We start from the raw sequence: 14,310 nt of genomic DNA on the forward strand, positions 1-14,310 counted from the left end.
TTTGTCGCAGCCTTTGCGCAATTTTCGAGGGGCGTTTATGGATTATGATCAACTGCCTAGAGCCGCGCTGGTGCGCTTGCTTCAAGAGCATGACGAAGCGCTCGCTGATGCCGGGAAAAATGGCATTGTCATGAACTACACGGGGCGAGCTGCTCCCTGGCAGATCATCCGGCAGGTCAAGCCCAAGCTCGCCGCCATCGTCAAAAAACACTCCTACGGGGAAGAGCTGGCTCAGGCTGAGAACGAGATCTGGGACGGCGAAAACCTCTCGGCGATGGTAACTCTCTACAAGTATCGGGGTCAGATCGACCTGGTTGTGACTGACCCTCCATACAACACGGGTGAGGATTTTCGCTACAACGATAAGTGGGACAAAGATCCAAATGACCCGGATTTGGGGGATGTCGTACCTAAGGATGATGGCTCAAAGCACAGCAAGTGGCTAAGATTCATGACCCCTCGCATATGGATGATGAGGGAGATGCTGAAGCCTGGTGGAGTGATGGCCATATGCATTGATCACCGGGAACTGTTCCGGTTGGGAATGCTGATGGATGAGATCTTCGGTGAAGACAATCGCCTCGCTATTATCAACTGGCAGAAATCAGCGGCTGCCCGTCCAGATAATCGGCATATCTCGACTGCGACAGAATACGTTTTGGTCTATGGCAAAGATGTCGATAGAGTAAAAACCGCATCCATGACGCGAGGGGAGTCGGATAACAAGCGCTACTTCAATCCGGACAACGACCCTGGTAACCTCTGGCGGGAGGGTAACCTGACTGCGAAAAGCTACTCTGCCAAAGATGACTATGGTATTCAGTCACCTTTTACGGGCATCGTACATTATCCAGCGGGTAACGGAGCGTGGCGTCACCCAAAGAAAAATGTCAAAGTCTGGCTGAATGCTTGGGGGCCAGACTACGAAGAACGTGACATTGGTGATGGTCGCGGCAAAGCCTTAATGGTGAAAAAGCAGCAGCCAGGTGTTCTGGCTGAAAACATCTCAAGAAAATCATATGAAAGATTATCACAAGATAATTGGCCTTTCCTATGGTTCGGTCGCGATGGACTTGGCCGACCAAGGGTAAAAACCTATCTTGAGCAAATCAAAAAGGGCAAAGTGCCTGTTACTTACTGGTCGGATTCCGATCTTAGCTCTGAGTTAGTTACTGATATTGATCTTGGGTCAACATCATGGGACTACAAAGAGTCAGGCAGATCGGCGGACGGAGTGGCGGAGCTTACCGCCGTCGTTGGTCAAGGTCATGGTTTTTCAACAGTCAAGCCATTGAAGTTGATGACTAAGATCATTCAGCTTTGGTGCCCTCCTAACGGAATCGTTATGGATCCTTTTGCAGGTTCTGGGACGACGGCGCATGCTGTTCTCGAACTCAATCAAGAGGCCGATACCTCCAGGCGATTTATTCTAATTGAGCAGGGGAACACCGAAAAAGGTGACCATTATGCTCGGACACTTACAGCTGAGCGTGTTAAGCGTGTTATGTCTGGAGCATGGGCAGCGGAAAAGCGTAGGCCAATCCCAAGTGGGTTCCGCTTTATTGAATTGAAGCGTGAAAAGATCGACGCTTCAGCGGTCAATGCTTTAGCCCGTGAAGAGATGATTGACTTGCTTTTAACAAGTTACTGGAATAAGGCTGAAAAAGCGAAGTCGTATCTAAGAAGGCTTCCTGCTCAGGCAAATAGACATCTCTTTGCAGTTAATGCAAAGAATGAGGGCTTTTTCCTGATATGGGATTCACCAGAAAAGGCGTCAGCGTTAACCAAAGCCGCATTTCGAGAGATCGCAGAAGAGGCTAAGAGTGCTGGGCTTGCTGTGCGATATCATGTGTACGCAGCGTTAGCTCCCTATACTGGCAGCAGTGTAGAATTTTACAAAATTCCAGATCAGGTCCTAGAGCATATTGGGTTTAATCAGCGTCAGGACTCTTATAACAATGAGGGAGACTTTGATGCCTGATTTTAATCTTAAGGCTTTTCAAGCTGAAGCAGCGAACACCATAGTACAACGGTATGCGTTTTTTGCTAATCACCCCTACCGTCCGAGTAAAGGGCCTAAGCCTAGACCTTTCTTTCAAGCACTGTCTGCGTTAACAGGGGCGGGCAAGACGCCAATTTTGGCTCAGGCAGTAACCTTGATGCGCTCGCATTTTGCATCTGAGCCAATTGTATTTTGGATGTCTAAAGCAAAGCCTGTAGTTGCTCAGACCTATGTAAATTTCAGTGCGGGCGGAAAATACTCGGAAATCGTAGAGGGTTTTCGAGTAATCAATATTTCGCAATTAACACCCCATCATATCGAAGACTCAGCCACACCTTTGATGATCATGGCTACCACAGGACTCTTTAATAACAAAGATCAGTCTGAAGGTGCTCTGAACGTCTATAAAAAAGATGCTGATCTTTTTGGCAACTCATCGCCGTGGGAGCGGCTAATTTCGCGAGCATCTAACGGAAAACGTCGACCGCTGCTTATAGTGTATGATGAGGGGCACAATCTTTCAGAGCAGCAAACAGACATTCTCTCCGAACTGGAACCCGACGCCTACTTACTCGCTAGTGCTACTTTAAAACTGCCCAACAATTTTCACAAAGGAGTCATTCAGCCCATCAAGCTCTGGGTTGAAGAGTCAGGGGACGATCATGAACAATTTGAGAGACTCAAGTCTATAGACTCCGATGGCCAGCCGAACGCCCAGCTGTTCGTGACGACCGCTGTTAGTAGCGAAAAAGTCGTGAGCGCTGAACTCGTCAAAAAGGCAATTCAGTTTGACGGAACCACAGGTGCGATGGAGAAGTCGTTAGATGACCTCCATAAGCGACTATCGTCAATTGAAGCTGAAATTAACGCCAGAGGGCTGAGTTTTTCTCCAAAAGCTATCTATGTTTGTAAGACAAACATTGCTGATGATGGAGAAAAAGATGATCATTCCAAGCCGTTTTTATTGAGAAAGGCACCGCCGATTAGGATATGGCGTTATCTCGTCGAGGAAAAAGGTATATCTCCTGAAGATATTGCAATTTATGCAAATCTGGCATTTATGGATGGAAATAAACCTGACGAAGTTAATCTCTTTTCAAAAGGCGAAAAAGACTTTGAGGATTTCCAGGCTGGCGATTTCAAGCATATAATATTTAACCTTTCTCTCCAGGAAGGCTGGGATGACCCAGGTTGCTATCTTGCCTATATCGATAAAAGTATGGGGTCCTCAATCCAGGTTGAGCAAATCATAGGCCGAGTTTTAAGGCAGTATGGAGCAAAGCACTACGATAACGCACTTCTTAACTCGGCCCATTTCTTTTTACGTGTCGATAATCAAAGTGTGTTTACCGCTTCAATTAATGCGGTAAAGGAGAAGCTGAGGGCAGAAGGTGCTCCAATTGAAATTGTTGATAATTTTGGTGGGGCAGCTGGTGCAGTTGATGATTTGCATCTGAAAGATGGTTTGGAGGTTGCTCTGCATCAGGTGCACGTCGATGCTAGTGAAGCGTGTAACCGGATCGCTGAAATCGTTGGTGATTTCCCCACCTTCACTGAAAACACCCCGGACACTCAAGGTCAAGCCCATACTGCGACCCAGATAGTTGATCTGGAGTCACTGAATAAGGATTCAAGTCTAGAGTGGATGCAAGGTGGGAATACTAATCCAGTACGCTTGCGCTGGCTTGTTAATACAGCATTAAGAGCACGTTCTACCCGGGCATTGGCTGTTACTGATCTGAAACACCCTAAGTTCGATTGTCGAGTACAAATACATAGCGCAGCTGAAAGATATGCTGAGAAGCTGGCAGCTGAAATTGTAGATGCTTATTATTCGAACTCAGAATTGGCTTACGAGAGTGGTGCTCCGTTCCAGTTTGGGGCTATTAGAGTACCTCGTAATGGCACGACCTACGTCAATTCAATTTATGAAAAATACTCAGGTTTGAATAAATTTGAGGCGCCTTTTGCAGATTCTTTAGATAAAGCAGGTTTTCCTTGGCACCGCAACTCCAGCAGCGGCGGGTTCCATATCCCTCTTCTTACGGAAGGGGATGCGGGATCATTTTATCCTGATTTTTTAGTGTGGAAGTCTGGGCTTGTCTACTGCCTTGATACTAAAGGTGGTCACCTTCTAAGTGACGCAGTTGCCAGAAAGCTATTTGACATTCAGGAAGATGGTCGCAGTAAGGTTTTAGTGCGCTTCATTACTGAGGGCAAGCAAACTGAGTTGCGCGGGAAGTGTTTAAAAGGCGGCTATACAGTTTGGAAAATGAAGTCCGGCACTCCAACGCCTATTCATGTTGCCGATCTTGATAAAGCAGTTAAAGAGTGTCTTAAATAGAGAGATATAATATTAGAGGCCCTTTTTCTAGGGCCTTGAATCGCCCCGGGTTTCGTAGACACCTCCATGCCTTAAAATGAGGCCAATCAGGAGGTGCCATGAGCAACCCGCGTTATCCCGAAGAATTCAAAACCCAAGCGGTCAATCAAGTGACCGAAAAGAAGCTTCCCGTCGCTGACGTAGCGGCCCGTCTTGGTGTGTCGACGCATAGCCTCTATGCGTGGATAAAGCGCTACAGCAAACCTCAAGAAGAACGGCAGCAAGACGATGACCAGCACGCTGAACTGCGTCGACTGCGAGCGGAACTCAAGCGGGTCACTGAAGAGCGAGACATCTTAAAAAAGGCCGCCGCGTACTTTGCCAAGGAGTGCGGCTGAAGTACGCCTTTATCAAGCAGCGCGCGGGCGACTATTCCATTCGACGGCTTTGCCTGACGCTGAAAGTCCATCCCAGTGGTTATTACGCCTGGTTGTCTGAGCCGCAATCTGCACGCGCTAAAGATGATCAGCGATTGCTGGGTTTGATTAAGCATTCATGGCTGGAGAGTGGCGGAGTGTATGGCTATCGCAAAATCCATGATGATCTTCGCGAGGTCGGTGAAGATTGTGGTCGGCATCGTGTGGCGAGGCTGATGCGTCTTGAGGGGCTGCGCTCTCAGACAGGGTATCGACGACGCCCTGGAAAGTACGGAGGTAAGCCAGCAGTCGCCTCACCCAATTTACTGAAGCGCCAGTTCGATGTCGTAGAACCCAACAAAGTGTGGGTCACCGACATCACCTACATTCGCACGTACGAAGGCTGGCTGTATTTGGCTGTGGTGCTGGATCTGTTTTCTCGTCAGGTCGTTGGCTGGTCAATGAAGTCGCAGATGACCAGTGATCTAGCCATTGATGCGTTATTGATGGCGGTTTGGAGGCGTAAGCCGAAACAGGAGGTGATGGTTCACTCCGACCAAGGCAGCCAGTACAGCAGCACCGATTGGCGCAGTTTTTTGAAGGCGAATAATTTGGTTGCCAGCATGAGTCGCCGAGGCAACTGTCATGACAACGCCGTAGCCGAGAGCTTTTTCCAGCTTCTAAAGCGGGAGCGTATCAAGCGGAGAATCTACACCACGCGGCAAGATGCTCGTAGCGATGTGTTCGACTACATCGAGATGTTCTACAACGCAAAACGCCGGCATGGTTTCAACAATCAGCTGTCACCGGTAGAGTTTGAAAAGCGTTACGCAATGAGCTTGCAAGGTGTCTAGAGAATCCGGGGCGATTCACCTCTCTTATAGTTTAACCGCAAAAGCCTTTCTGACTTACGCCAATAGTCCAGGCACTATCTAACAATCCCGCATGTTCGTAACCGTCCGGGCATCCCACCTTGCGCTGAGGTGCTAACGATTTACTGATCGTCGCGATCCGACGATTCACCGGTATCGCTTACCAAAAAACCAGCTAAGTCTTCAGCAGCTTCCTCCGCCAGTAAGCCGACAACGACTGTAATGCCTGCATCTCGTAGCATTCTTATGCCCGCTCCCGAGTTTCTCGGATCGGGATCAAGCAACCCAACAAAAACTTTATCAACCCCGCTGTGTATCAGTGCCCGAGCGCATGACGGAGTTCGGCCATGAAAAGAGCATGGCTCAAGCGTGACAAATGCAGTCACCCCGGAGCAGTCATTCGCTAATCGGCTTAACGCCATCGCTTCCGCGTGATAGAGCCCAGGTGCTTGTGTATGACCTTGGCTGATCACCACGTTGTCTTTTACCAGCACGCAACCTACTGGCGGGTTTGGAAGGCAGTCAGGTAAGGCTAAGCGCCCTTGGGCAAGAGCAAGCTGCATGAAATCGGCATCGGAGGTAAGACTAGGCATATTCGATTGGTACTCATCCTTGGTGGCCGAATCTTGGCACATTGAATTAAGTATCGCTGTACCCCTGAAACTATCTACTTGCAGCGATACTACATGGGCACCCATTTATGCGGCAGCAGCTCCGAAATTGCACTTGCTCTATGCCTCGGCAGACGCACGAGAACATCTTTCATGTAGGCGTACGGATCATGCCCATTGAGTCTTGCAGACTGGATCAGACTCATGATCGCCGCCGCCCGTTTGCCGCTTCGCAGCGACCCCGCAAACAACCAGTTCGACCTCCCAAGCGCCCATGGCCGGATCAGGTTCTCGATTTGATTGTTGTCGATGGGCACAGCACCATCTTCCAGGTAGCGCGTCAGCGCTACCCAGCGTTTGAGGCTGTAATCCAGAGCCTTGGCCGTGGCCGAACCCTCGGGCACAAGTTCACGCTGAGCCAACATCCACTCATGCAGTTTTTCAGCGATGGGCACCGCCGTTTCTTGGCGTAATCGCCAACGGCCTTCGGCGCTCATTTCCTTGGCATGTCGCTCGACTTCGTACAGCCCGCCAATCGAGTGAAGCGCCTGCTCCGCCAACTGGCTTTTATTGGCGATATGCAAGTCGAAGAACTTGCGTCGCGCATGGGCCATGCAGCCGATTTCTGTGATGCCTTGTTCGAAGCTGGCCTTGTAGCCGGCGAAGTCGTCACAGACCAGCTTGCCGTTCCAGGTGCCCAGGAAGTTACGCGCATGTTCGCCGGCACGGCTGGGGCTGAAGTCGTAGACCACAGCTTTGAGTGCCGAAAACGGCGTAGAGCTGTAGGCCCAGACGTAAGCACGGTGGGTTTTCTTCTCGCCGGGCGCCAGCATTTGTACCGGCGTTTCATCGGCGTGAACCACGCGCTGGGCCAGCACCACTTCGCGTAGCGCATCGACCAGGGGCTGAAGCTGCACGCCGGTTTGACCCACCCATTGCGCCAGTGTCGAACGCGGGATGGCTAGGCCGGCACGGCCGAAGATCTTTTCCTGTCGATACAGCGGCAGGTGATCGGCGAACTTGGCCACCATCACGTGGGCAAGCAGGCCCGCCGTGGGGATGCCCTTGTCGATTACGTGAGGGGGCACCGGCGCCTGGATCAGTGTTTCGCACTGCCGGCAGGCCCATTTCCCACGCACGTGCTGTTCGACGGTGAACACGCCCGACGTGTAGTCCAGCTTCTCGCTGACGTCTTCGCCGATACGCTGAAGCTGGCAGCCGCAAGTACACTGAGTGTTGTCCGGCTCGTGATGGATCACGGTACGAGGGAACTGCGGCGGCAATGGCGCACGCCTGGGTTGCTGACGTGGTTCTGCCTGTGAGGGAGCGGGATGAAGTGCTTTTAACTCGGCCTCGATGGCTTCGAGGTCGGTATTGAGCAGGTCATCGAGCAAGCTGCCTTGCGCCGGGCTGATCTGCTCGCTGCGCTTGGCAAACTTGTGGCGTTTGAGAATGGCGATTTCGTGAGTGAGTTGCTCGATGATCGTCTCATCACGATGAATCTTTCTGTCCTGGGTGTCGATCTTGGACATCAACTGCGCAGCCAGTGCGCGCAGTTGTTCAGGAGTCATTGGGTCGAGATCGGGCAAGGAAGTCATGCCGTGGATTTTACCAAAGCAGCCCGAGTGCTACAGCTGAAAGGAGCGTTTAAAGCAATGTAATTGCGCCGCCCGCACCGACTCGTTGCCAGGGTAATCCAAGTACCAGCGCCTGGAGTTGTTCGGGGTCGAGTTTGATCTCCAACCCACGATGGATGCCCGGCCAATGAAATTTTCCTTGGTTCAAACGCCGTGCCGCCAGCCAGATACCAACGCCGTCATGCACCAGCACCTTTATGCGGTTGGCCCGGCGGTTGGCAAAGAGGTAGGCGCAGTGCGGCTTCGCCGCACCGAACACGGCAACCACCCGGGCCAGTGCAGTGTCAGTGCCGGCCCGCATGTCCATGGGCTGGGTGGCGAGCCAGATGGAGTCGATACGAATCATTGGGCCAGGCCACGGATAAAACACGCGCAGCCGTCCGGATCTGAGGCTGGCCATTTTACGGTGACGGATTTATCGCCCAGAACCAGTGAGATGATCACCGTCTCTTCTGTTGCGCGCTTGGGTGCAGCTTGTACGGGGATGAAGGCCGGCAGAGTTGCGGGTGATTGATCCCGGTAAATCGGTAGCCACTTGCGGATCACGTTGGCGTTGATGCCGTGATGGATGGCTACGCTGGAAATCGTCGCTCCAGGTTGCAGGCATTCCTGGACGACCTGGGCTTTAAATGGTTTGGGGTAAGAGCTGCGTTGGCGCATGGAAATCCTGGCGATAAGGGTGATCGCGTCCGCTTAAAAATGCGCGGACACCATCGCCCTAAATACTGGAGTTCGGTAGGTGTGTTCGCCATCCGCTTACGCATGTTCTATCAGCTTTGATGGCTTACAGCTGAGCGCTGCCGCGATCCTTACGATATTTAAGAATGTAACATTCCGTTCACCGCGTTCGATTTTAACCATGTGCGACCTGTCAATTTCAGCGGCATCAGCCAGCGCCTCCTGAGACAAGCCTAACCCTTTTCTGAGGGTACGCACTGTAGTGGTCTAATGAAACCGGACACCCATTTAGGCGAGAATGCTCGCCAGATAGAGGTGTCTGATGACCAAACAACGTCGTTCCTTTTCAGCTGAATTCAAACGCGAGGCCGCAGGCCTCGTGCTCGATCAAGGCTATAGCCATATCGAAGCCAGCCGCTCGCTTGGGGTGGTCGAGTCCGCGTTGCGTCACTGGGTTAATCAACTCCTGCAGGAGCGCAACGGCGTTACTCCGCAGAGTAAGGCTCTGACGCCTGAGCAGCAGAAAATCCAGGAATTGGAAGCTCGAATCGCTCGCCTTGAGCGTGAGAAATCCATTTTAAAAAATCTATGGTCACCCCCGTTTTTGCAATGCTGATTATTGGGCGAAGTGCTTGGCTTGCTTAAATCTATCCGGCGTCTATTGGGTGAGTCACCCGCGCCATGATGAGAGTCGCGCCTGACGATCCTGAAAAGGCTAACGGCTTCTTGCAGAGCCGATTTTTAAAGCAGGTTCTTCGCCAGGCCGGTGGGCCGTTCACGTCATCCATTGTTCAGCTATCGCAAAACCTGAAAGTGGGTTGTGGCACTAGAACAACAGCTGGGTCAGATAGCCACGGCATCTGGCCCTGCATTAAATACTCCATGACCAGCTGAGATCGCCCAAGCGATCCGAGCCAGTTTGTTGGCCAAGGCACAGGCCACCACGTTCGAGTGCCGTCGTATCTGCAGCGAGCGAACCCAATCTGCCAACGCACCATGCTGGATTTTCAATTGCTGAAGATAAACTCGAGCACACTGAACCAATAATCGCCTGAGATTTTTGTCACCGCGCTTGCTGATTCCCAGCAAAGTGGCCTTACCCCCGGTGCTGTATTGCCTTGGCACTAAGCCAATAGATGCAGCGAAGTCACGACTACACGCATACTGCTTGCCATCGCCCATTTCCACAGCCAACAGGCTGGCGGTGATCGGGCCGACACATGGAATGCTCAGTAAACGACTGCCAAGATCATCGTCAGCCAGTTGGCGGGCCAGCTCCTTATCCAAATCCCTGATTTGGCCGTCTAGGTAGTTGAAGTGTTCGCGCAAACGATCCAAGAGTGTCATGAGACGAGTGGGCAGCTCATGCTGAGTCAGGATGACCGGCAGGCGCTTCATGATAGCCAACCCTCTGGGTAGGCTAATCCCGAACTCCAACAGGAAACCATGCATCTGGTTGACGGTTTTGGTGCGGTCTCGCACCAGTGACTCTCGTAGACGATGCAAAACCGAAAGCGTCTGCTGGGCTTCGGTCTTAGGCGAAACGAAACGCATGGACGGACGTGATGCCGCTTCGCAGATGGCTTCGGCATCGACAAAATCGTTTTTGTTACCCTTGACGTAAGGGCGAACGAACTGAGGGGAAATCAGCTTGGCTTCATGCCCCATGACCATCAATTGGCGAGCAACGAAATGCGCTCCAGTACAGGCCTCCATCACTACGGTACATACCGGAAGGTTGCTGAAGAACTGCATCATCTGCTGACGTGAGAGTTTCTTACGAAGCACCCCCCGGCCTGTCTTGTCCTGACCGTGCAGATGAAAGCTGTGTTTGCCGAGATCAATCCCGACCATTGCTAACTCGCTCATGATGATGGCCTCCGAAACGTAACCCCCTGGGAAAGCCTAGCTCTCTCAAGGTGTGGGGGTGACCATCTCATTAGGCTACCGCGCTCTTGATGTCGGAAGAGCACGAGCGCATGCCCTGATTGATCAGTTGAGTGCTCGTGAGTCGGTTGAGTTGCTGTGCGAAGCCTTTAATGTGCCGCGCTCGTGCTACTACAACCATCGTGTTAGGCGCCGAACTCCGGACGTTGAGCGGGTTAGATTACGCAGTCGAGTCAACGAACTGTTCACGCAAAGTCGAAGCGCTGCCGGCAGCCGTAGCATCGTTTCGATGATGCAAGAAGATGGCGAGCAGATCGGCCGGTTCAAGGTGCGCGGCCTGATGCGGGAGTTGGGGTTGATCAGCAAACAACCGGGTTCGCATGCTTATAAAAAGGCAACGGTGGAGCGACCAGACATTCAGAATATTTTGAATCAAAAGTTCGATGTGCCCGCGCCCAATCAAGTCTGGTGTGGAGACATCACTTACATCTGGGCACAAGGGAAATGGCATTACCTGGCCGTGGTCATGGATCTCTATGCGCGCCGAATTGAGGGTTGGGCATTGTCAGAAAAACCGGACGCGGACTTGGTGATCAAGGCTCTGGACATGGCATATGAACAGCGCGGCAAGCCCCAAGGTCTGCTGTTTCATTCGGATCAGGGCTCGCAATACGGTATTCGCCAGTTTCGCCAACGGCTTTGGCGATACCGCATACGTCAGAGCATGAGTCGTCGAGGTAATTGCTACGACAACTCGCCGATGGAGCGTGTTTTCCGGAGCCTGAAAACAGAGTGGGTACTGACCGTTGGCTACATGACGGCCTAGGAGGCTCAACGCGATATCAGTCATTATCTGATGCATCGCTACAACTGGATTCGGCCACACCAGTTCAATAACGGACTGCCACCAGCTCAGTCCGAAAAAAGACTTAACGTCGTGTCCGGGATCAGTTGACCACTACAAAACCAATCTTCCAGTGCCTGTCGGCGGGCGTAGGCAACTCAGTGTCGGCCACTACTAGGTCTTCGTTGATCACGAACATTGCACGGGCAATGTCGCCGACAAGGGGGGCTCGCGATAACAGTTGCGCACCCAACTGACGACCTCATCGCTACCTGGTGTACGCTGTTCGCTCTGCACGATCTCACGCAGGGTACTCTGGCGGACGTGCTGCAGCATGGGCTCGGTACCAGGTGGGAGTTCGTTCTCGCTCAGCGATAGCCGGGCTTCCGTTACTAGCGAACAGTCCATGTAATGTGCTTCCAGCTCTTGCATCCGGGCTTTCGTTAGGTGTTAAACGCAGGGTACTAAGTGACTTAACGTATCAATCAGCATGAAAAGGATCGCGTACAACGTATGCCAGCCAGAACTAATCACTATCAAAAACTAGTCAAAATAATTAATAAAGAGTTAGCCTCAGCAGATGCGAAGCTGACGGAATCTGCAATGCTTTATGATTATGAAGGCAAGTGTGAGCGTGAAGTGGATATTCTAATAGAAAGCGTAATTTCTGGCTGCGAAATCAAGATAGCAGTGGAATGTACTGAACTTTCTAAGCCTGTTGGAATTAGAGCGCTCGAAAGCTTTAAAGAAAAGCACAGAAAACTTGGAATCAATAAAACTGTCGTGGTGAGCCACTCAGGATTTTCTAAGCCCGCGAAAGAGTACGCCATTGCAAATCATATTAAAACCCTAACATTCAATGCAGCCCGATCAGAAAACTGGTCAAAACACTTCGCACCACTCAAAAAACTGGCAATGTATGGACGCAGTTATAAACTAGCCCAGCTTGCCATAGACTGCAGTGCTGAGCTTGCCAACTCCGGTTTTCAGTTCGGCTTAGACACGAAAGTGATTATAAATGGGGCGTTGATGGACGTGGGGAGTTTTGCCTCAAAAGTCTGGAGCGAAAGCAACGTTGCCCAATCTCACTTTAAAGAGTTAAGAGAGAATGAATTGGGCGGCGCCCAAGAACCCTGGGCCGAGATCACAGTAGAATTAGGCAAAAACCATACCTTTGAGGATCGTAATGGCGCGCGTATTCAACCAGACAAACTCCATATTCGTATGAACTACTCATCAAACTATAGAGAGCTCAATCCAAAGCCAGTTGAATACGATGGCAAGCAATACCTTGCAGGCGGTTTTTTCGATAAGAAAAAATCTGAATTTGCACATTTTGCACTAACTGAAAGCTCTGGACAAATAAACGGCAGCATGGAGTTTAGCTCTAACTTAATACCTGATTGACGATGCTATTTACGTAATCTCGAGACGATTCCTTATGACTGGGGTAGAGACAGGCGTACGGTGTTCCGCAGCCGCAAGTCTTTGGTATGCGATCCATAAACCCCACCTGCCCGACAGTGGGTCAACGGTTTACTGTGGGATTTCTGGCGAGCAGTTCCACGGTAGCAGAGCTTCGTAGTCTGCTACTGACGAGGCGTGCGGCAGTTGCTCAAGTACGTGGCGCAGCCACGTATAAGACTCTTGGCCGTTGACCTTGGCGGTCTCGACCAGGCTGTAGATCTTCGCACTGGCACCGTTGACGGTATCGCTGAAGAACCAGGCCTTGCGACCGATGACAAACGGCTTGATCGCTCTTTCGGCCGCATTGTTGTCGATGGGCAAGTAATCCGCTTCGACATAGCGCTCCTGCCTGCTCCAGTTATTTGCCAGATAATGCACTGCCTTGCCTAACGCACTTTGTGCCGTAACCTGCGACTGGGTTTTATCCAGCCAGTTTTTCAGTTGGGTCAGGATCGGCAGGCTTTTCTCCTAGCGACCGATGAACCGCTGTTCATCGCTGACGTCCTTGAGCTCGCGCTCGATGCCGTACAGCTTGTTGATCATCGTCAGCGCGATATCGGCCCGTCCGGTTTTCCCCTTGGGCTGCACTTTTTGCGCGTCCACGAACTTACATCGTGTATGGGCCATACACGCCAGACGCTCCACACCTGGCTGCAACGCCAATGCGTTATAGCCAGCGTAATCATCGGTCATGACATAACCGCGATAACTGTCCAGCAAGCGCAACGGCACTTCCTGCGCACGGCTGGACGTGTAATCAAACAGCACAACTTTTCGATCAGGCGGGCCACTGGCTTGCACCCACATCCAGGATTGACTGGTCGGATCTCGATCCGGCTCTTTCAACACTTGGACACGGGTTTCATCGCAGTGGATTACCAGACTTTCCAGCAGTCGGTCACACATCAAATTGATTAACGGCTGAATGTATTCACTGCACTGGATAATCCAGCGAGCCAGCGTTTGCCGAGGGATATCGATACCGTGGCGGCTGAGTACCGTTTCAAACAGATGCAACGGTAAACCGTCGACATACTTGGTGGTCAGCAGGTTTGTCAGCCGTCACAGGGGCTGCTTCGCAGCCCCTGCACCCGTAGACCTTGCGGACATGTTTAATGACCCGGATCTGCATCGGCACGATGTCCAGTTGCTCGCTGGTCTCTTCGCCGATGGCATGTTTGCGGCAACCGCAAGCACTGGTCAGTTCGTGCTCGGGCAGTTCATGAATAACTTCGATACGCGGTAGATCGGCCGACAACTGCTTGCGTTTGCCACGGCGTGGTGTCGGTTCAACAACTTCTTCATCTGCGTCACCGACTGAAGACATAGGCTCGCTTTCAGGCTCATTGAACAAAGCTAATTGCGGCGTATTGGCTCAACGGTTTGCTCGGACTTGCGCCCAAACAGGCGGTCGCGCAACAGCTTGATCTGTTCTTTCAGGTCGACGATGTGGGCCTGATAAGCCTGGGCCGATTCTTCCTGGCGATTGAGCGCCTCAAGCAGCAGTTGCTTGAGCAAGACATGATCATCAGGAAGGTCATCGGGCAGAGAAATCATGGCCCGGATTATACCG

At 51.7% G+C, this 14,310-nt stretch carries 11 protein-coding genes and 3 pseudogenes; 6 read left to right on the top strand and 8 right to left on the bottom strand.

From position 1 onward, the window contains the following. The first annotated feature begins 37 nt into the window (after nt 1-37). From KGD89_RS03620 to KGD89_RS03630, 3 genes are all read left to right on the top strand, one after another. Nucleotides 38-1,981 carry a site-specific DNA-methyltransferase gene (locus KGD89_RS03620; protein ID WP_025258461.1) on the top strand — a complete coding sequence of 648 codons (1,944 nt, stop codon included), beginning with the start codon at nt 38-40 and terminating at the stop codon, nt 1,979-1,981. Beyond that, entirely contained in the window at nt 1,974-4,346 is a 2,373-nt protein-coding gene (locus KGD89_RS03625; RefSeq protein WP_025258462.1) for a DEAD/DEAH box helicase family protein, read from the top strand. The genes KGD89_RS03620 and KGD89_RS03625 overlap by 8 nt, the downstream gene beginning before the upstream one ends. A 98-nt stretch (nt 4,347-4,444) precedes the next feature. After that, a protein-coding gene (locus KGD89_RS03630) for an IS3 family transposase (RefSeq protein WP_117148206.1) occupies nt 4,445-5,595 on the top strand; the annotation gives its coding sequence in 2 pieces (ribosomal slippage) (nt 4,445-4,679 and nt 4,679-5,595; 1,152 coding nt in all). A gap of 140 nt (nt 5,596-5,735) precedes the next feature. Here KGD89_RS03630 and KGD89_RS03635 read toward each other — a convergent pair. From KGD89_RS03635 to KGD89_RS03655, 5 genes are all read right to left on the bottom strand, one after another. Beyond that, complete coding sequence (locus KGD89_RS03635; RefSeq protein ID WP_240338543.1) at nt 5,736-6,311, bottom strand: bifunctional diaminohydroxyphosphoribosylaminopyrimidine deaminase/5-amino-6-(5-phosphoribosylamino)uracil reductase RibD; 576 nt, start codon at nt 6,309-6,311, stop codon at nt 5,736-5,738. Then, complete coding sequence (gene tnpC, locus KGD89_RS03640; protein ID WP_025258466.1) at nt 6,296-7,822, bottom strand: IS66 family transposase; 1,527 nt, start codon at nt 7,820-7,822, stop codon at nt 6,296-6,298. Before tnpC (KGD89_RS03640) ends, KGD89_RS03635 begins: the two co-directional genes overlap by 16 nt. A 49-nt stretch (nt 7,823-7,871) precedes the next feature. Beyond that, nucleotides 7,872-8,207: an IS66 family insertion sequence element accessory protein TnpB gene (tnpB, locus tag KGD89_RS25925; RefSeq protein WP_025258467.1), complete on the bottom strand. Its 336-nt coding sequence runs from the start codon at nt 8,205-8,207 to the stop codon at nt 7,872-7,874. After that, complete coding sequence (tnpA, locus tag KGD89_RS03650; RefSeq protein WP_015885959.1) at nt 8,204-8,521, bottom strand: IS66-like element accessory protein TnpA; 318 nt, start codon at nt 8,519-8,521, stop codon at nt 8,204-8,206. The genes tnpB and tnpA overlap by 4 nt, the downstream gene beginning before the upstream one ends. Nucleotides 8,522-8,617: 96 nt before the next feature. Continuing rightward, on the bottom strand, nt 8,618-8,797 hold the full coding sequence (locus KGD89_RS03655) for a helix-turn-helix domain-containing protein (RefSeq protein ID WP_074569184.1): 180 nt from the start codon (nt 8,795-8,797) through the stop codon (nt 8,618-8,620). A gap of 64 nt (nt 8,798-8,861) precedes the next feature. Here KGD89_RS03655 and KGD89_RS03660 point away from each other — a divergent pair. Beyond that, nucleotides 8,862-9,122: pseudogene (locus KGD89_RS03660) on the top strand (transposase); the annotation flags it as partial. A gap of 260 nt (nt 9,123-9,382) precedes the next feature. On the opposite strand, the gene KGD89_RS03665 reads toward KGD89_RS03660, so the two are convergent. Next, on the bottom strand, nt 9,383-10,408 hold the full coding sequence (locus KGD89_RS03665) for an IS110 family RNA-guided transposase (protein ID WP_025258469.1): 1,026 nt from the start codon (nt 10,406-10,408) through the stop codon (nt 9,383-9,385). Between the two features lie 73 nt (nt 10,409-10,481). Between KGD89_RS03665 and KGD89_RS03670 the strand changes: the two are divergent. Continuing rightward, nucleotides 10,482-11,381 (top strand): annotated as a pseudogene (locus tag KGD89_RS03670) (IS3 family transposase); the annotation flags it as partial. A gap of 78 nt (nt 11,382-11,459) precedes the next feature. Here the strand turns inward: KGD89_RS03670 and KGD89_RS03675 are convergent. Next, on the bottom strand, nt 11,460-11,606 hold the full coding sequence (locus KGD89_RS03675) for a hypothetical protein (RefSeq protein ID WP_155951529.1): 147 nt from the start codon (nt 11,604-11,606) through the stop codon (nt 11,460-11,462). A 177-nt stretch (nt 11,607-11,783) separates the two neighbouring features. Here KGD89_RS03675 and KGD89_RS03680 point away from each other — a divergent pair, with 177 nt between their 5' ends. Further along, entirely contained in the window at nt 11,784-12,677 is an 894-nt protein-coding gene (locus KGD89_RS03680; RefSeq protein ID WP_025258470.1) for a restriction endonuclease, read from the top strand. 129 nt (nt 12,678-12,806) lie between these two features. Here the strand turns inward: KGD89_RS03680 and tnpC (KGD89_RS03685) are convergent. Then, nucleotides 12,807-14,294 (bottom strand): annotated as a pseudogene (gene tnpC / locus KGD89_RS03685) (IS66 family transposase). Nucleotides 14,295-14,310: the final 16 nt, after the last annotated feature.

Source organism: Pseudomonas cichorii (genome assembly GCF_018343775.1).
Lineage (GTDB): Bacteria > Pseudomonadota > Gammaproteobacteria > Pseudomonadales > Pseudomonadaceae > Aquipseudomonas > Aquipseudomonas cichorii.